This is a genomic window from Pseudomonas sp. LY-1, assembly GCF_053502595.1.
On record NZ_CP094353.1, the window covers coordinates 4,653,472 to 4,671,825 of the forward strand.

The 18,354-nt window shown below is 54.8% G+C and carries 19 protein-coding genes and 1 pseudogene; 14 read left to right on the forward strand and 6 right to left on the reverse strand.

The window, feature by feature from the left end:
* Positions 1-3: 3 nt before the first annotated feature.
* Complete coding sequence (locus tag MOQ67_RS21210) at positions 4-270, reverse strand: helix-turn-helix domain-containing protein (RefSeq protein WP_032902013.1); 267 nt, start codon at positions 268-270, stop codon at positions 4-6.
* 302 nt (positions 271-572) lie between these two features.
* Between MOQ67_RS21210 and MOQ67_RS21215 the strand changes: the two genes are divergently transcribed.
* Both MOQ67_RS21215 and MOQ67_RS21220 read left to right on the forward strand, forming a co-directional pair.
* Positions 573-1,232 carry a hypothetical protein gene (locus MOQ67_RS21215; RefSeq protein ID WP_155521834.1) on the forward strand — a complete coding sequence of 220 codons (660 nt, stop codon included), beginning with the start codon at positions 573-575 and terminating at the stop codon, positions 1,230-1,232.
* Between the two features lie 187 nt (positions 1,233-1,419).
* Positions 1,420-2,273 (forward strand): IS5 family transposase gene (locus tag MOQ67_RS21220; RefSeq protein WP_086005488.1). Its coding sequence is split into 2 segments (ribosomal slippage): positions 1,420-1,761 and positions 1,764-2,273, totalling 852 coding nucleotides; the frame shifts between segments, so codons are not numbered across the junction.
* 69 nt (positions 2,274-2,342) lie between these two features.
* On the opposite strand, the pseudogene MOQ67_RS21225 reads toward MOQ67_RS21220, so the two are convergent.
* Positions 2,343-2,525 (reverse strand): annotated as a pseudogene (locus MOQ67_RS21225) (transposase); the annotation flags it as partial.
* A gap of 94 nt (positions 2,526-2,619) precedes the next feature.
* Between MOQ67_RS21225 and MOQ67_RS21230 the strand changes: the two are divergent.
* The 12 genes from MOQ67_RS21230 (at position 2,620) to MOQ67_RS21285 (ending at position 14,604) form a co-directional block, all read left to right on the forward strand.
* The gene (locus MOQ67_RS21230; protein ID WP_032902014.1) at positions 2,620-2,916 is read left to right on the forward strand and encodes an ArsR/SmtB family transcription factor; all 297 of its coding nucleotides are present in this window, start codon (positions 2,620-2,622) and stop codon (positions 2,914-2,916) included.
* 55 nt (positions 2,917-2,971) lie between these two features.
* On the forward strand, positions 2,972-3,982 hold the full coding sequence (locus MOQ67_RS21235; protein WP_032902015.1) for a zinc-dependent alcohol dehydrogenase family protein: 1,011 nt from the start codon (positions 2,972-2,974) through the stop codon (positions 3,980-3,982).
* A 791-nt stretch (positions 3,983-4,773) separates the two neighbouring features.
* Entirely contained in the window at positions 4,774-5,379 is a 606-nt protein-coding gene (locus MOQ67_RS21240; RefSeq protein WP_032902016.1) for a TetR/AcrR family transcriptional regulator, read from the forward strand.
* A 65-nt stretch (positions 5,380-5,444) separates the two neighbouring features.
* Positions 5,445-6,602 carry an iron-containing alcohol dehydrogenase gene (locus tag MOQ67_RS21245; protein ID WP_448675551.1) on the forward strand — a complete coding sequence of 386 codons (1,158 nt, stop codon included), beginning with the start codon at positions 5,445-5,447 and terminating at the stop codon, positions 6,600-6,602.
* Between the two features lie 81 nt (positions 6,603-6,683).
* Positions 6,684-7,361: a type 1 glutamine amidotransferase domain-containing protein gene (locus MOQ67_RS21250; protein WP_032902018.1), complete on the forward strand. Its 678-nt coding sequence runs from the start codon at positions 6,684-6,686 to the stop codon at positions 7,359-7,361.
* Positions 7,362-7,371: 10 nt separating this feature from the next.
* Positions 7,372-7,665: a DUF1330 domain-containing protein gene (locus MOQ67_RS21255; protein ID WP_010562395.1), complete on the forward strand. Its 294-nt coding sequence runs from the start codon at positions 7,372-7,374 to the stop codon at positions 7,663-7,665.
* A 93-nt stretch (positions 7,666-7,758) separates the two neighbouring features.
* Positions 7,759-9,150: an NAD-dependent succinate-semialdehyde dehydrogenase gene (locus MOQ67_RS21260; RefSeq protein WP_032902019.1), complete on the forward strand. Its 1,392-nt coding sequence runs from the start codon at positions 7,759-7,761 to the stop codon at positions 9,148-9,150.
* A 261-nt stretch (positions 9,151-9,411) separates the two neighbouring features.
* Positions 9,412-10,911, forward strand: a complete 1,500-nt coding sequence (locus MOQ67_RS21265) for an aldehyde dehydrogenase family protein (RefSeq protein ID WP_010562393.1) — start codon at positions 9,412-9,414, stop codon at positions 10,909-10,911.
* 63 nt (positions 10,912-10,974) lie between these two features.
* A complete protein-coding gene (locus tag MOQ67_RS21270; RefSeq protein ID WP_032902071.1) occupies positions 10,975-12,099 on the forward strand; it encodes an alkene reductase in 1,125 nt (374 codons plus the stop codon).
* A gap of 66 nt (positions 12,100-12,165) precedes the next feature.
* Positions 12,166-13,149: an LLM class oxidoreductase gene (locus MOQ67_RS21275; protein ID WP_448675552.1), complete on the forward strand. Its 984-nt coding sequence runs from the start codon at positions 12,166-12,168 to the stop codon at positions 13,147-13,149.
* 138 nt (positions 13,150-13,287) lie between these two features.
* Complete coding sequence (locus tag MOQ67_RS21280; protein ID WP_032902021.1) at positions 13,288-13,593, forward strand: ArsR/SmtB family transcription factor; 306 nt, start codon at positions 13,288-13,290, stop codon at positions 13,591-13,593.
* A 411-nt stretch (positions 13,594-14,004) separates the two neighbouring features.
* Positions 14,005-14,604, forward strand: coding sequence for a nucleotidyltransferase family protein (locus tag MOQ67_RS21285; protein ID WP_032902022.1), 600 nt, complete (start codon positions 14,005-14,007; stop codon positions 14,602-14,604).
* On the opposite strand, the gene MOQ67_RS21290 is transcribed toward MOQ67_RS21285, so the two are convergent.
* From MOQ67_RS21290 to MOQ67_RS21305, 4 genes are read right to left on the reverse strand one after another with little or no spacing between them, the layout of a single operon-like run.
* Complete coding sequence (locus MOQ67_RS21290) at positions 14,582-15,550, reverse strand: GTP 3',8-cyclase MoaA (protein ID WP_010562387.1); 969 nt, start codon at positions 15,548-15,550, stop codon at positions 14,582-14,584. The genes MOQ67_RS21285 and MOQ67_RS21290 overlap by 23 nt on opposite strands.
* On the reverse strand, positions 15,547-15,885 hold the full coding sequence (locus MOQ67_RS21295; protein WP_032902025.1) for a putative quinol monooxygenase: 339 nt from the start codon (positions 15,883-15,885) through the stop codon (positions 15,547-15,549). Before MOQ67_RS21295 ends, MOQ67_RS21290 begins: the two co-directional genes overlap by 4 nt.
* Positions 15,882-17,120, reverse strand: coding sequence for an XdhC family protein (locus MOQ67_RS21300; protein WP_050587206.1), 1,239 nt, complete (start codon positions 17,118-17,120; stop codon positions 15,882-15,884). Before MOQ67_RS21300 ends, MOQ67_RS21295 begins: the two co-directional genes overlap by 4 nt.
* 13 nt (positions 17,121-17,133) lie before the next feature.
* Positions 17,134-18,354, reverse strand: coding sequence for a cytochrome c (locus tag MOQ67_RS21305; RefSeq protein ID WP_448675553.1), 1,221 nt, complete (start codon positions 18,352-18,354; stop codon positions 17,134-17,136).

Genomic DNA, 18,354 nt, shown 5'->3' on the forward strand with positions numbered 1-18,354 from the left:
ATCCTAACCTTCCAATTCCTGGGATATTTGTGACAGGAGCATTTCCTTGGACATTTCCGGATCCTGGAGCAACTGGCTTTTGATAAGCACAGTTGCGGGATGAACTCCAAGATGGGCAGAAAGCTCAATTAATTTTTCTACGGAAGGGCTTTTCAAGCCTCGTTCAACATCGCTGACGTAGCTCTGGCTCGGAGCAAGCTGCTCTTGGGCAATACCATGTCTGCTCCTCAGGATTTTCACTGCCATCCCGAAGGCTTGCTTTGAGTTCATTTCTGTTGCTCGCAAAAGCAACGATGAAGCCTTCGGAAGCGCAAAAGCACTATACTCGATTGAGCATATACAGCTAAAATTCGAAAAAACCCTTACACAATTTTTTGATTGGATCGAATGCAAGCAACTAACCACGTGATTGCCATCTCGCAGGGCTAGCTCGTCCCTCTCGTCACCAAGTGGCTCAACGAGTACACACCCTACGGATCGTCAACGGTGGTTACGGCTTTCCAGAAAAAGCAGGGATACATGCATCTTGCTTTTGTTTTTTCTATGCGTTTTAAATCTGAAAAGGGAATCACATGAAAATCGTGTACAAAATATTTGCGCTTACTTTGATGACGTCCTCTGCATACGCTGTTGATCTATATAGCCAATATTCAACTCCCGACTCTATAAGTTGCACTGGCCCGAACAACAACGTATGCACCGACACTACCCGACCTGACGACATTGTCGTCCAATATAAAGATGCCTATGGCAAAGTCACCATGCAACAAGAGCCCTCTTTTGAAATCATTACTTGTATACGCATTTTAGAAAAGTGCATTGATAACGATCGAAACTATCGAGGAAAATCGATAACGGGTCGCGATGTCAAATATGTGGCGTTCAAAGATTTTTATATTTATCCGGGCGGTGACGGCAAAGATTGGGCATACAAAAATGGTACGGGGCCTCTATTCGGAGGCGCTCCAGCAGGCAACGTCGTAGGAGCACCTGCGACCTCCACAGTTAAAGCAACGGCTACAGCTACCGGCACCTATGACATATGGTGCGATCCGCAAGGCAATAGCTGCGATCTAACCATAGACGGTGGTAGTGACATGGTCAACCGTGATCGACTACCGGTTTACGTACCGATGGCTTCTGATACCAGTAACTGCTCCATGGAGTTTTGCTATAACTCAAAGCAGGATGTAATTGGTTTGAACCCAGGGTACACACTCTGGAAAAAGTAACGCCTATTCCCGCTGGCTCGCCAAGAGCCTGAGTATCAAATGTACTCACTCTGGTTGGGCCATGGCGCTGTCATCAAACAACGCGCCCTGCAGCGCTGTGCTGGAACTCGCGGCCTAGGCTCTGTACGTAAACCCAAGAAATACGATTTTCTGTAAAATACACCGCCATTAAAGCCAGGAGGCCAAGATGGCAAAGCGGTATGAACTCCCCGACGCAGCCTGGGATCTGGTTGCAGATATCTTCACCAAAAATCAGCGCACCGGGCGCCCTCGGGCCGATGATCGCCTGATGCTAAACGGTATTCTCTGGGTGCTTTGCTCTGGCGCAGCCTGGCGAGACATGCCCGAACGATTCGGCCCTTGGTCAACGATCTATCAACGGTTCCGGGGATGGCGTGATTGCGGAGCTTTTGATCAGATGCTCAAGCGTCTTCATATCCGATTGAATGAGCAGGGTTTGATTGACTTGGAAACATGGATGATCGACTCCACTGCCGTACGAGCAACCCGGGCCTCATCAGGTGCCGGGAAAAAAGGGGATTTGAAGAACCGCAAGACCACGCGCTCGGGCGCAGCCGGGGTGGCCTGACGACCAAGATTCACATGCTGTGCGACGCCAATGGTGTGCCTCTGCGTTTCCTGTTGTCAGGCGGACAAGCCAGCGATATAGCCTATGCCCAACCGCTACTCGATCAGGCTTGCATACCCAGCCTGCGCGGTCGCCCACGCAAGCGTTGCCGCTGGTTGCTGGCTGACAAGGGTTACGACGCTGAAGCGCTGCGCCAGTATTGTGATCGTTATCGCATGCAGCCAGTCATTCCGTTGCGAAGCATGAAGCGCAAAACCAAGCCAGGATTGCCTCGACTTTTTGATCGCCCCAAATATCGGCAGCGCAACATCATCGAACGCATGTTTGGCTGGCTGAAGGAGAACCGTCGCATCGTGACGCGCTTCGACAAGCTCGCAACAAGTTTTGCGGCGATGGTCTCATTGGCCTGCGCTATGCGGTGCTTGCGACAATACTTTACGTACAGAGCCTAGCAACACTCATTTACTCAACTATTAAAGCGCCTGGCCAGCTTCTGTTGGCCGGGCTTTTTTTTTGGTTCTTTACGGATTACCGGGAAAGACGCTCTTGATCTTCATGAAAAAGAACTCGCTGTCCCGGTAGCCATACGCCATGCGCTTGATGACTTTAATTCGATTGTTTATCCCTTCCAGTTGCCCTGTATGCATCGGCCACCTAACTCGGCTCACAATCCTTCGCCAATAGCGTTTCAGTCGTTTTGCAAACTGAACTGGATGCGTTTTTTTTGACTTCAAACCCTTGCGCCGGGCAATAGATTACTTATTGAACATTTTGTAAAAATCCGTAACATTGCCCGCCATGATACTCGAACAGCTCAAAGCCCTGGGGAATGACACTCGCATGCAAATGATGGAGTGGCTCAAAGACCCACTCAGTAATTTCCCACCTCAGGATCATGGCGATCCTGCCATAGGGGTGTGCGTAACCCATTTGCAGCACAAGGCAGGGCTTTCACCTTCTACCGCGTCTGCACACTTAGCTATCTTGCAACGTGCAGGCTTCGTGCTAACCACCCGCATCGGAAAATGGACTTACTATCGACGCAACGAGGAGGCGATTGATGACTTTGCGGCTAGGCTGACCATCGACTTGTAATTTTTAACCTTTCATTTCGTTATTTCGCGTAATTAGAAAACACAAGGAAACCCCGATGAGCAACAAAACAATCTTCGTCCAACCCGGTGGCGGCTATGAAAAGGTTGTGGTTGGCAGCAGCGAAGCCCGAGCCGCAGCCCACGGCGAAATCACCGTGCGCCTGCACGCCAACTCGCTTAACTACCACGACTTCGCGGTGGTCAGCGGTATGTGGGGCCCTAGCGAAAAACGCATCCCCATGGCCGATGGTGCAGGTGAAGTCATTGCTGTCGGCCCAGATGTCACTGAATTCAAGGTGGGTGACTCGGTCGTCAGTACCTTCTTCCCGGAGTGGATCAGCGGCGCGCCACTAGTTGAAGGCTTTGTTAGCGTGCCAGGTGATGGAATTGACGGCTACGCTCGTGAGCAAGTGACTGCCCAAGCCACATCGTTCACCCTCGCGCCGACCGGATACAGCCACGCTGAAGCGTCGACGCTCACCACTGCCGGCCTTACTGCATGGCGCGCTCTGATGGCCGATGACTCACTCAAGCCGGGCGATACCGTGCTCGTTCAAGGCACTGGTGGCGTTTCAATTTTTGCCCTGCAGTTCGCTAAAATGGCCGGCGCTACCGTCATTGCTACCTCTTCAAGCGACGAAAAACTTGAACGTCTGAAAGCACTAGGCGCTGATCATGTGATCAATTATCGCAAAGATCTTAACTGGGGCGAAACTGCACGCGCTCTAACGGGGGGCCGCGGTGTTGATCACATCATAGAAGTCGGCGGCCCTGCGACGCTTGAGCAATCGATGATTGCAATTCGGGTTGCTGGTCACATCTCCGTCATCGGGATACTGAGTGGCGTAAGCGGTGCAATGAATTTTGTACCGGCATTGATCAAGCAAGTGCGCCTGCAGGGTGTGTTGGTAGGCAGCCGCAGCCAGCAGCAAGATATGGTCCGAGCCATCAACGTTAACGGTATGCGCCCGATTATTGATCGTCATTTCCCTATGAGCGAGATTGTCGAAGCGTTCAAGTATCAGGAGACCAACCAGCATTTCGGCAAAATTTGCCTGGATATCTAAGCGCGCATGAATGGCCATGATCCGTATGCCCACCTCAAAGTCGTGCCGAGGTGGCTGCCGACGCAGCGCGAGACGGATTTGCCCATTGCTGTCTGTCGCAACCGGCAGCAGTGGGTCGACTCACCCATGCTGTGCTCCGAGGCAATCAGCTAAGAAGCATTCTAAGTGCCATGAAAACGATTCGATTTAGCCCCTCTAGTCAAAGCAGAATCATTAGGGCTACAACGATTTTGTCATGCAGTTATTGGGTTGAAGAATAGACAATCGCAGGCATTCTCACAGAGCCATGGTCGCTCTCTGCCGGTCATGGTCACGCAACGTGATGGTGAAATCCGATGCAAATGCTTGGTCAGGTCGAATGCAAATGGCTGGGCAAGCCCGTGCAATTACCCACCGTTCTAGCCCACAGATCCGGATAATCCGCCCAGCAGCCGTTCCGGCTCAAGCCATAGTACGGGCAGCGCGATGTTTTTCGTCAAATTTGACGCGTACAGCTCGTTGTCCAAAACTCTGGCGGGCCGCTTGGTTTACGATGGATGTCAAAACTCGTTCCCAGCCTAAGCAATGCTGTAGCAAAATCAGCTCGACTCGAGAAGAGCTGCAATTTGCTCCCCTCCGGCGAGTATCGTAGATCTTTCTTCCTAACGCGGCGGCGATCATCGGACCGACATAATGCTGCGCATCAAATGAAGTGATGGCTGGCTCACGAACTGCGATTATCAAGATTTCGTCGGAGGGCTTGCTCAAAACCCAAGGTAGACGACTGGTCTAATTGTTGGTATGGTGCGTCCATGAATACGATGACCACCACCGATGTACGGCAACACATCCTCGACACGGCTCAAAACATCATCGCCGGGCGAGGATTCACAGCTGTTGGTTTGAGCGAAATCCTTAAATCTGCGAATGTGCCAAAAGGTTCGTTCTATCATTACTTCAATTCCAAGGAAGCATTTGGCGAGGCGCTCTTGGAGAGCTATTTCAGTGACTACATGGTGCAATTGGAAACGCTATTGAACCGTCCAAGTGTATCAGCAGCACAACGCTTGCTGGCCTACTGGGCTACCTGGATTGAAACCCAATCAGCCTGTTATCCCGCCGAGGGGAAATGCTTGGCAGTGAAGCTTGCAGCGGAAGTCAGTGATCTATCGGAGCCAATGCGTATGGTGCTCCAGGATGGCATGGAAGGAGTAATTACTCGTCTCGCCAATGTGGTGAGTGACGCTGTAAACGATGGTTCTCTGCCGGGCGATACTGACACCCGCGGCTTGGCGACCATGCTGTACCAACTTTGGCTCGGAGCCAGTCTAAGGACCAAGGTCACGCGTGATCAGATGCCTTTGCAGGCGGCCTTCGAGACTACTTCTCTGTTACTCAGTCAGGTATCCGACCGATGAGATTTTCAATGTAAAAAATTTACTCAAAAAATATACGACTGGTCTATTTAATCGGAGTTAAAGCAATGTTTAATTTTGACTTCTACAACCCTACGCGAATCGTCTTCGGCAACGAAACCATCAGCCGCCTGGATGAACTGGTTCCGGCTGCGGCCCGCATCCTGCTGCTCTATGGTGGCCAGAGCGCTCGTGCAAACGGTACGCTCCGCGAAGTCCGTGACGCATTAGGCTCTCGGGAAGTGCAAGAATTCGGGGGTATAGAACCAAACCCCAGCTATGAAACGCTAATCAAGGCTGTTGATCAGGTTCGCACCCATCGCTTGGATTTTCTCCTGGCTGTCGGTGGAGGTTCGGTCATCGATGGCACCAAGTTCGTTGCCGCTGCTGTTGGCTACGAGGGTGATGCTTGGGACATTCTGGAAACGCGGGGTGCAAGTATTCGACGAGCGCTGCCATTTGGCACCGTTCTGACCCTACCGGCAACTGGCTCGGAAATGAACAATGGAGGCGTGGTTACTCGCCGGGCGACACAAGACAAGCTGCCGTTTCGAAGCGCTTACATGTTTCCACAATTCTCGATTCTCGATCCCACCAAAACCCAAACCCTCCCCACCCGTCAACTCGCAAACGGCGTTGTCGATGCGTTCGTGCATGTCATTGAGCAGTACCTGACCTACCCAATCGATGCGCGCGTCCAAGATCGTTTTGCCGAAGGTCTTTTACAAACGCTGATCGAAATTGGCCCCCTTGTACTGAAAGAGTCCGCGGACTACAGCACGCGTGCCAACCTCATGTGGACGGCCACTTTGGCGCTCAATGGCCTGATCGGAGCGGGCGTACCACAGGACTGGTCCACCCACATGATCGGCCATGAGCTCACCGCGCTGTACGGCATCGATCACGCACGGCCCCTGGCCATCGTACTTCCTGCGAACCTAGAGATTCGTCGTGAAGCCAAGCGCGCGAAGCTGCTGCAGTACGCCGAGCGGGTTTGGCAGATCAGCCAAGGGGACGAAGAACAACGGATTGACATGGCCATACAACAGACCCGGATGTTCTTCGAGAGCCTGGGCTTACCGACGCACTTATCCGCCTACAAGCTCGGCACTGACGCTATAGATGCGCTAATAAACCAGCTCGACACACACCACCTCACCGCACTCGGCGAACACAACAACGTCAGTTTAGACGTCAGCCGCCGTGTGCTTGAAGCGAGCCTATAAGCCAACCTCCAGCACTGCTTATCCACACAGGCAGCGCATTACAAAACATCCACAAGCATGCACAACTGCAAGGTATACGACATGAAGATTCTCCTCGTTCTGACTTCCCACGACCAGCTTGGTGACACTGGCGAGAAGACCGGTTTCTGGCTCGAAGAGCTGGCCGCGCCTTACTACGCCTTCATCGACGCTGGCGTGCAAGTGACCCTAGCATCGCCGAAAGGCGGTCAACCACCCATCGACCCAAAGAGCAATGAGCCCGACTTCCAGACAGACGCCACCCGTCGCTTTCAGACCGATTCAGTCGCCACTCACGCGCTGGCCAACACAGAGAAACTGCGCGACGTGATCAGTTCCGAGTTTGATGCGGTGTTCTACCCTGGCGGCCATGGCCCACTGTGGGATCTTGCGGAGAACACCTTTTCTATCTCTCTGATCGAGCAATCAATCCAATCCGGCAAACCTGTCGGAGCGGTTTGTCACGCACCAGCGGTTTTGCGCCATGTCAAGTGTGTAGATGGCAAACCTCTGGTTGCAGGCAAGACAGTAACCGGTTTCAGCAATAGCGAGGAGGCTGCGGTGGGTCTAACTCAAATCGTGCCTTTCCTGGTAGAGGATATGCTCAAGGCAAATGGTGGGCGCTATACCAAGGGTGCTGACTGGAGCGTTCATGTCGAAGTCGATGGGTTGCTCGTAACTGGCCAGAACCCAGCTTCCTCTGAAGCTACGGCTCACTCGCTGCTCAAACTGTTGGCCTGAGACTACGTCAATGTCCGCCTACGTAGTCTTCACACGTGAACACACCACAGACGAGGCTGAGTTGAAACTCTATGCCCGTAAAGCACCGGCGGCACGCCAGGGTCGGAACCTCACACCATTGGCCTTCTACGGCCAACTGGAGGTGCTCGAAGGCGGACCGATTGAGGGCGCAGTCATTCTTCAATTTCCGGACATAGCAGCAGCTCGAGAGTGGTACTCCAGCCCCGCCTACCAAGAGGCACTGCAACATCGTCTTAAAGGTGCGGTTTACAGAGTATTCCTGATTGATGGCATCAATCATTAGTAAATGCACCAAAATATTCCCGCAGTTTAGGTCCTGTCTACTTACCAGCCTCATTAACAAATCAAATTTACTTAAAATTACTGGAGAAACAGCATGGCATACGCATCCGTTAATCCCTATACAGGTGAAGTTCTAAAAAGTTTTCCAGATGCAACAGATATTCAGATTGAACAGGCTCTTGAGGCGTCTCACAACGCATTTCTTGTCTGGAAGAATTGCTCAATCGCAGAGCGTGGGACCGTCCTTCAGCGAGCTGCCGACCTGCTGCGCGCGCGAGCAAACGACTATGCCCGGTTGCTAACACTGGAAATGGGCAAGATCACTGCCGAAGCATTAGGTGAAGTAGAAATCTCAGCAAGTATCTTTGAGTATTACGTTAAACATGCAGAAGCTTTGTTAACTCCGCAGAAGCTGCCGGTAGCCGACCCAGCCGAGGGTGAAGCAATCTTGGTCCATGAGCCGTTGGGCACTATCCTGGCCATTGAACCATGGAACTTTCCTTACTATCAAATTGCTCGCATTCTCGCACCACAGTTGGCAGCGGGTAATACCGTGCTGCTCAAACATGCTTCAAACGTACCGCAATGTGCCGAAGCTTTCGAACAACTACTGCTTGATGCTGGTCTACCTGCTGGCGCATTCAGCAACATGTACGCAACTCGCCAGCAAATCGAGACAATCCTCAACGACTCTCGAGTACACGGGGTGGCACTGACCGGTTCCGAAGGCGCAGGTGCCATCATCGCCTCCCAGGCTGGCAAGGCACTGAAGAAATCTACATTGGAACTGGGGGGGGCAGATGCCTTCATAGTTCTGCGCGACGCTGAACTGAAAAAGACCGTGAAGTGGGCTGTTGTAGGCCGTCACTGGAATGCTGGACAGGTGTGCATATCATCCAAACGCATGATTGTAGTGGAAGAAGTCTACGATGAGTTCCTGCGCCTTTATGCCGAAGGTGTAGCACAACTGAAGGCCGGCGACCCGTTCGATCCGGAAACAAATCTAGCCCCCCTGTCATCTCAAACTGCCGCCGACGAAATCCGCGCGAAGATTCGTGAAGCAGTCAACTACGGTGCTACGGCCACCGAGGTTGGGCCCAAGGTACCAAGCAAGGGTGCATTTGTTCAACCGACCATTCTGACCAACCTGACGCCTGATAACCCTGCCTACTACTGGGAGTTCTTCGGTCCAGTCTCGATGATCTTACGAGCTAAAGACGAAGAAGACGCGATAGTTATCGCCAACGACTCTCCGTTCGGGCTCGGTGGTTCGGTATTCACCGCAGACGCCCAGCATGGTGTTGAGGTTGCTAAGCGCATCGAGACAGGCATGGTGTTCGTCAATCACCCAACGTCATCGAAAGCCGACCTACCTTTCGGCGGAATCAAAAGATCTGGTTACGGTCGCGAGCTGATTGGTTTGGGAATCAAGGAATTCGTCAACCACAAGCTGATTAACGTCATGGATATCGACGCGCCGTTCTGACTTACATCTTCACCTCAATGCAAACAGGCCTCAGTGCTTTTATGCAGCAGCCCCCCCCCTCTTTGATGAAGAGATCGGGGGGGACTGGACTACGTAGCCAAGCCTGGCGCGCAGCACAGCGCGCTCCCCGCCGATCCAGAAGCAGGCTGAAAAAGTGCGGCGATAGGAATGCCTGCGCGAACACACAACTACATATTGACATATATCAATATCTCAAATAATCTCAACCAAACCCATCGCACTTACCTCAGGAGGTAACCCATGCAAAATTCCAGTGATACCCATCCGAGCTACCTTCCCGACAACAGCTACGGCCTGTTTATCGACAACCAGTGGGTGGCGGCCGAAAACGGTGAAACCCTCGACATTATCAACCCCGCCAACGGAAAAATTCTCACCAACATCCCAAACGCCACAGCTGCCGACGTCGACCGCGCGGTGCAGGCCGCAAAACGCGCCTTCGTGACCTGGCGTACCACCTCGCCAGCGGAACGCGCCAATGCGTTGTTGAAGATCGCCGACCTGCTGGAAGCCGATGCCGATCGGTTCGCCGTTCTGGAAACCCTTGATGTAGGCAAACCCATTCGTGAAAGTCGCTCCGTCGACATCCCACTGGCGATTGATCATTTCCGCTACTTCGCCGGCGCAATCCGCAGCCAATCGGATGAGGCGGTCATGCTGGATGAGCAAACACTCAGCATCGCTCTCAGTGAACCCCTCGGCGTCGTGGGCCAAGTGATTCCGTGGAACTTCCCGCTTCTTATGGCCGCCTGGAAGATCGCTCCAGCCATCGCGGCGGGTAACACCGTAGTCATCAAACCTTCTGAGCTAACCCCGGTCACCATCCTTGAACTGGCGAAGATCTTCGCCAAGGTACTTCCGGCCGGCGTGGTCAACATCGTCACAGGCTTAGGCACCTCAGTTGGCCAGGCGCTACTGGATCATCCAGACCTGCGCAAGCTTGCCTTCACTGGCTCGACGCGTGTCGGCGAACTCGTCGCCAATGCGGCAGCGAAGAAAATCATTCCTGCCACCCTTGAACTGGGCGGCAAGTCAGCCAACATCGTTTTCCCCGATGCGAACTGGGACAAGGCCGTGGAAGGCGCAGTCCTCGCCATCCTGTGGAACCAAGGCCAAGTCTGCGAATCCGGCGCACGGCTGTTCGTTCACGAGTCCATCTACGAGCAATTCCTGGCTGAGCTCAAGCATAAGTTCGAAGCTGTGCGTGTGGGTGACCCATTGAACCCAGACACCATGATGGGCGCACAGGTCAGCAAGACCCAGATGGAACGGATCCTCGGCTACGTTGATATCGCCAAACAGGAAGGTGCCGAGGTACTGATCGGCGGCGGTCGCCTTACAGGTGCCGATTACGATGCCGGCTTCTTCATCCAGCCAACGATTCTGGTCGGTGTTCGCAACGATATGCGCGTCGCCTACGAGGAAATTTTCGGCCCTGTTCTGTGCGTCATTCCTTTCAAGGATGAAGCGGAGGTCATCGCCATGGCCAACGACTCCGAGTACGGCCTAGCGGGCGCAGTCTGGACCCAAGACATCAACCGGGCGTTACGTGTGGCACGCGCGGTGGAAACCGGACGTATGTGGGTAAATACCTACCATGAGATCCCTGCCCACGCCCCCTTTGGTGGCTATAAGAAATCTGGCCTAGGACGGGAAACTCACAAGTCAATGCTGGAAGCCTACAGCCAGAAGAAGAACATCTACGTCAGCCTCAACGAAGCACCGCTCGGGCTCTTCTGACCTCGCTGATCCATGTTTTTTTGACCTATAACATCGAATATTTTAGATATGCAGGTAAACGAAATGACACAATCAGAAATTTTTAAAACCACTCAGCTGGGCCCATACACCCTCAAGAACCGTATCGTTCTGCCGCCACTGACGCGTTCGCGCAGCTCCCAACCCGGCAATATTGCGAACGACCTAATGGCCACATATTACCGTCAGCGCAGCGGTGCTGGCTTCATGGTGACCGAGGGCACACAGATCGAACCCCGAGGACAGGGTTATGCCTGGACACCCGGCATTCATAGCCCAGAACAGATACAAGGCTGGCGTAAGGTCACCGACGCTGTTCACGCCGAAGGGGGGGTGATCTTTGCTCAACTTTGGCATGTAGGCCGCGTGTCGCACACATCGCTGCAACCCGGTGGTGAAGCGCCCGTCGCGCCATCAGCCATCCGCGCGGACAACGTCAAGGTGTTCATCGAAACTGGCCCCGGCACGGGTGCACTGGCCGACCCATCGACCCCACGAGCCCTGTCCACCAAGGAGGTAAAGGAACTGGTTGAGCTCTACGCCCAAGCAGCCCGAAATGCTTTGGACGCAGGTTTTGACGGGGTGGAGCTTCATTGCGCGAACGGGTACCTGGTAAACCAGTTCATTTCGGTCCATACCAACCAGCGTGATGATGAATATGGCGGTTCGCTGCAGAACCGTCTTCGCTTCCTGCGCGAAATCACCCTGGCCGTTGCTGGTGTCGTCGGCAAGGAGCGCATGGGCGTTCGCTTCGCCCCGCTGTTCGCGACCACAGACGAAGACCGCGTATACCTTGGCCTGGTCGAAGAAGATCCTCACCAAACCTACATCGAGGCAGTGAAGATCCTCGAGGAAGTGGGCATTGCCTACCTGTCGCTCGCCGAAGCCGATTGGGAAAACGCACCCGAGCTGCCTGAGACGTTCCGGGAAGATGTTCGTAAGACCTTCAGCGGCAAGATTCTCTATGCCGGCAAGTACACCGCTGAACGAGGAAATCGCGTGATAAAAGCTGGCTGGGGCGACCTGATCGCTTTTGGTCGCCCCTTCATTGCGAACCCCGACCTGCCCGCTCGTATCGCCAACAACTGGCCGCTTAACCCAGTTGATCCAAGCAGCATGTACGGCGGTACCGATAAGGGCTACACCGACTACCCGACTTACAAATCCTAAACGCTCAATGCCACGCCCCATAACTCAGGGGCGTGGCTCAGCGTTTGCTGACCGAGGAAGTTAAGCATGTACCAACCGAGCACGATCCCCTACCAAGAGCATAGGGGATTCAAACGAACCTTCAGGCAGGGTCATCTAAGCCTTGGGCTGTTCTTTCCCCTAGAGGCTTTCGAAAGTGATGCACCGAGCATGCTAGATCAGGTCGCGCTGGCCAAACGTGCAGAGGCACTTGGTTTTTCGGCGCTCTGGTTTCGCGACGTCCCACTCAGGGACCCAAGCTTCGGCGATGTCGGCCAGGTTTTCGACCCTTGGGTGTATCTGGGCTACATGGCAGCCCATACAACAGAAATCGCACTAGGTACCGCCTCCATCGCCCTTACTTTGCGTAATCCCTTGCACACGGCAAAGGCCGCAGCGAGCATTGATCAGTTGAGCGGAGGTCGCTTGCTCCTGGGAGTAGCCTCTGGCGATCGTCCCGTGGAGTTTCCCGCATTCAGCATTGATCCAGAAAAGCGTGGCGAGACCTTTCAAGAAAACTTCAATGTGATACGCCAAGCCCATCGAACACACTTCGAGCCCATTCGCTGGAGTGGCGGCGAGTTAGTGGGGGCCGACCTCGTTCCCAAACCTACGACTCGGGAAATACCGCTATTCGTAACCGGACACAGCCGCCAGCCGATCGATTGGATCGCACGTGAAAGCCATGGATGGATCAACTATCCACGTCCGCCAAAAATACAGCGACTGATCGTGGAGGATTGGCGACAGGAAATAGTTAAACAGTGTGGCACTATCTACAAGCCGTTCTTGCAATCGCTTTATATCGACCTGGACGAACACCCGTCCATGCCGCCCTCGCATATCCATCTAGGATTCCGACTAGGACGTAACCACCTTCGGGCCTTGCTGGATACACTTCAGGAAATCGGTGTAGATCACGTCATCCTGAACCTCAAGTATGGTAAACGTCCCGCAGCAGAGGTTATCGAGGAACTTGGCAAGCATATCGTCCCGCAATTCGGCGTCCAGGCTTCTGATAGTGCTGCCTGACAGAGCAACAATACTTCAGCCAGGAGCGGCCAGTCCTTGCAACAGACGGCGGGCGCAGAGGTCACGTCAATACCTTCCATTTTTCTGCGCAAACCCGGAAGATATCTAAATATCGCAAAATACAGGTATCAAAATTCCATGACCATTGACGTCAACGAAGCACTGAAAGCATTGGCAAACCCGATGCGCCTTGCCATCCTCAATTGGCTCAAGGATCCCAGGACAATCTTTCCAGAGCAGGAGGTCGACCCAGAAACGGTAGGCGTGTGCGTCAGTATCATCCAAGAGCGCACAGGCCTCTCGCAGTCCACTACATCGCTTTATCTCGCAGCTCTGCAGCGCGCGCAATTGGTGACATCGCAGCGGATCGGCCCCTGGACCTACTACAAACGCCACGAAGAAAATATCGATGCCTTTTTCAAGGCGCTGCAAGAAAAAATCTAAGGCTGAAGAAACCTTGTATTTCTGGCTGATTTCAGTGCTTGCCGATTTCAAAAACAGCAATCTGACCAAGTAACATCAAATCACCCGTTCATTTATGAGTTTTTAGCCGCAGCGAGCATTTCGTAGCGGGCATACTCTGCATTACACCCCCATCTCGCCTGGGGTGATCAGCAAATACCGGCCAGCCAGGACATGTTCAGGTTCGACAGATCGAACAACTTGACCTGTGGCGCGGCGTTCTTCACTACCCATTGGAAACGCACTTTGGTTTCGCCAAACTGTCACTTAATCACTCTGAAACCAGAGCGGTATACGCAAAATACTGCACATGCCAGAGAGAAGCGCGAAGCCTCCTAGTGGTTTTTTACGGCCGGCCCTCTTCTTCAGGGGGCAGCATAGGATTTTTTCAACATGACAGAACCGCACCGCAAGCCTGAGTATGTCGGCCTAGTTCTCGCCGCCGGCTCCGGGCAACGCTTCGGCAGCGACAAACGCCTTGCCCAGCTGGCAGACGGCAACAGCCTTTTGCGCGCGACGTTGTTGCGCGCGAAAGAAGCCTTCAGCGATGTTCGAGTCGTATTAAAGGCTGAGGATGATGCACAGGCCTTGGCTATTCCGCATGGCATTCATCTGGTACGTGCGGCCCACGCCAAACAGGGCATGGGCTCAAGCCTGGCCGCCGGCATCCAGAGCCTGGCAAATACGCAGGCCACTGCGGTGGCGGTGCTGCTCGGGGATATGCCGTGGATTACTCTCGCAACGCTGTTGCAGTTGCGCGCGCATGCGCACGCTGAACATATTGTTGTCGCTTACTGCGATGGCCAGCGCGGACACCCCGTGTTGTTCGGCCGGCGCTTTTGGCCGGAGCTGATGCAACTGCAAGGGGAGAATGGGGCCAAGGCTTTAATCGCCACCCATGCGCAACAGGTGATAGAAGTGACGCTTGCTGACAGGGGCATCCTGCTAGACGTCGACAAGCCGGCCGACCTTAGCCACCCACCGATTTCATAATCAGGGCACTGCCGGTAAAAGTGGCGTCTTGTTTGTCCTGCAGCGCACGACTGAGCAACCCTTTCAGTTGCGGCTGCGCCTGCTCAGTCGGCAGATCCAACAGCGCGCCCATAAAATGTCCGCGATTGGATGATAGGCATCCGTATAACCAGCCCGTAGACGACAACCGCAGACGACTGCAGCTCCGGCAAAAGGGCGCGCTTTCGTTGGCAATAATACCGAACGCCCCGCGCTCGCCCACGCTATAACGCAGCGCAGTGGCATCTAGCGCTGCCTCGGTTTGTGTGAAGACATAACACTCGCCGATAAGCTCCAGCAGCTCGCGCTGGCCGACGAACTGGGTACGAAAAGCCTCTGCATGCTGGGCCAGATGGCCCATGCGCATCAGCTCGATAAAGCGCAATTCGTAGCCCTGCTCCAGGCAGAACGCCAACATGGGCATGACCTGGTCGAGGTTGCTGCCACGCATCGGCACCATATTGATTTTGATGCTCATACCAGATCGACGCGCCAGCTCAATGCCGTTAAGCACAGTCTGCAGATCGCCGCCCTTTGCGATCTTGCGGAAGGCGCGCGGGTCAAGTGTGTCGAGGGACACATTGACCCGCTGGATGCCCGCGCTGCGCAATAACGGCAACTTGCCGGCCAGCAATTGTCCATTAGTGGTCAGGCTGATGTCCTGCAACGCTAGCGCACCGATGCCCTGCAGAAAAGGCTCCAGCCGATCACTCAGCAGCGGCTCACCGCCGGTAATGCGCAGCGCGTCGATACCGGCGACATCCCTGAGCAGTTCGACGGCGCGCAGCATCGACGCGGCCGTCAGCTCATCACGCGCGGCCACCAAGCGGCGGCCATCGGCCACACAGTAGGTGCAGGCGTAATTGCAGGCAGCCGTGAGGCTCAGGCGAAGTTTGCGGAAACGCCGACCCTGTCGATCGACGATCACCCAGCCATGTCCGTGTCGAAGCCAGTGGCTGACTCGCCATCCTCAGCCAACGCCTCCAGCACATAAACCTGACGATCGCTCAGCAGCTCGCCAAGGGCATTGGCCATGGCCGTGTAATGGGGCATCTGCCGATGAAGCGCTATCGCCTCATGGCTTGCCCAGCGCTCGACGAAGACAAACCGTCCGACCTGTTCAATGCACCGACTCAGGACGTAAGACAGGCAACCGTCTTCGGCCCGCGAGGGCTGCACGCAAGCTCGCAGAATCTGCTCGACCTGCTGCTCTTTGCCGCCTTTGGCGGTCAGTATCGCTATAACGCGTATGGCTTGATTCATGCTGATAGGTTCCTCGGTTGATCAGTCGTCAAGGCTGCACGGCGAACCGCCGATAAGCCTGCTGCAGCAAAAGCGATTTCGGTTTCGGTCTCGCTAGCGATCAGCACTGGGTCGCTATCATGGATACTCGCGGACCTGAAACGCAGGCTGCCACCATTACGACCATTGAGCACCGCCTGAATTTCCGCCAGCATCGCCATAGCCACGCTTTCCGGAGTGTCGCAGCCCAGGTCCAGGCCAATCGGATAATGCAAACACGCCAGCCCCGGCAACTCGCCCTTCTGCTCGTGGATACCGGCCAGCAGGCGCTCGGTGCGCTCACGCGGGCCCAACTGCCCTACATAACAGGGCTCACTGTGCAACACTCCCTGCAGCCAGTGCGCGTCTTGCGCCAAGCTGTGAGTCATCACCGCCACCGCTGCGCCGCGTACAAGTTCACGGTAGGCGAAAGGTTGCTCAACATCGCCAACCAGCACCTGGTCAGCGTCGGGAAAACGCTCTGCTCGGGCAAAGTGTGACCGCCCATCGATGATTGTCACATGCCAGCCCAAGAGCTTGGCCATGCGCACCAGCGGCTGGGCATCATGGCCCGCACCAAACACTACCAAACGCCGCACGGGCGGCAGGTACTCCATAAGCACTTCAATCTTGTCGGTGCCATTCGGGTAAAGATATCGGGATGACTTTCCACGCACCAAGGTCTGTTGGAGATCACTCCTGATCTGCTCAGCCAGCGCCGACTGCAGCAACTCGCCCTCGGCGCTTTGTCCTGACACTAATAACAGGCGATCACCTAACCGGTGTGAACCATCAGCCGGACTGGCGATCACCGTGGCGATGGCCGCCGGTTGCTGGGTGTCGCGAACGCCAAGCAACGCAGTAATCAACGCGCAAGGTCCACTGGCAGGCAGCCGCTCGAACAATACGTGAACCTTACCGTTGCAGCCCAGCCCGAAACTAAGCGCTTCCTCACTGCCCTCATCCGCCTCGGAGGTGCTGTAGCTACGCAGTGCAGGCCCAGTTTCAGTTAACCACCAGGCTTTTCTGGCGACTTCCGCCTCAAGGCAGCCACCACTGATGGTCCCCTCGGGCCTGCCGAAGCGCGAGACTAGCATCCGCGCTCCTGGTCGCCGATACGCAGAGCCGTCGACTTTTACCACGGTCGCAAGCACCGCTTCTCGGCCAGCATTGCGCTCCGCCAGGAGTACATCCAGCAGTGGAATCAAACCAGACATGAGGCACCTCGGCTCAATGAAGGGACTCGGTACGGCGCTTGGCCACAGCTTGCTCAGATACCTGCGCACCAGTCTCGCCAAAGCGTTTCAGTACGAAACTGCTCAGCGCAGCCAATTCCTGGTCGGAGTAAATGGTCCCGAACGACGGCATGCGTCGATCTACCCGGGTGTCGGTCGAACCATGCCCATTTAGCAGGATGCCCAGCAAGTTACTGGCGGCAGGATCGTTGACCGTCTTTAGACCCCGTAGCATGGCCGTCTGACTCTGGTTTCCGGCCCCGTCCCAGCGGTGACAACTAGAACAGGCTTCGGCGAACAGTTTGTTGCCAAGGGCATTGTCGCCCCCCTGCGGTGCAAGCTTAGCCTGCTGCGGACGAGCCACACCTTCGCTGCGCGCCGGTGAGTCCTTGAGATAAACGGCGATCGCGTGACGATCGGCGTCGGTCAGATGGCTCAGACTGTGCTCCACCACCTCCGCCATCGGCCCGGTGGACAACCCGAATCCGGGCGCCGCGCCGTCTTTCAAGTAACGCGCCAGCACGTCCGTGGGCCAGGCACCGACGCCATGTATCGGGTCAGAGCTGATGTTGTAAGCGTTCCAACCCTGTATCAGGTTACCGGCAAGCGAACGGTCTTTGCTGACAGCTTGGAACAGGTTCCGAGGCGAATGGCACTCACCACAGTGGCCAGGACCTTCCACTAGGTATTTGCCTCGATTCCACTCGCTAGAGTGCTGGGCCTCGGTTTGAAATTGTTTGTCGTCCAGGAACAGCATATTCCAGAAAAACATCCCCCAACGCTGATTGAACGGGAAGTTCAGTTGGTTCTCTCGAGCCACCTGCTCGATTGGCTCCAGGCTATCGAGATAGCTTTTGATGGCCAGGATGTCGTCACGCGACATCTTGCTGTAGGACGTATAAGGGAATGCTGGATAGTAGTGTTTGCCATCGCGCCCCACGCCGTTTCGCAGCGCGCTAACGAACTCATCATCAGTCCAGGCTCCGATGCCAGTTTGCTTATCTGGAGTGATATTGGGCGAAAAAAGCGAGCCGAATGGCAGCTTAAATTCGACACCACCGGCGAAGGGTTTACCACCGGGCACGGTATGGCAAGCCACGCAATTTGCAGCGCGCGCAAGATACTCGCCCCTAGCGAGTAAGTCGTCCTGCGCATACGCAAACTGCGCCATCAGGAAACCGCTAGCGAGCAATAGCCAGCTTGTTATCATATTCAT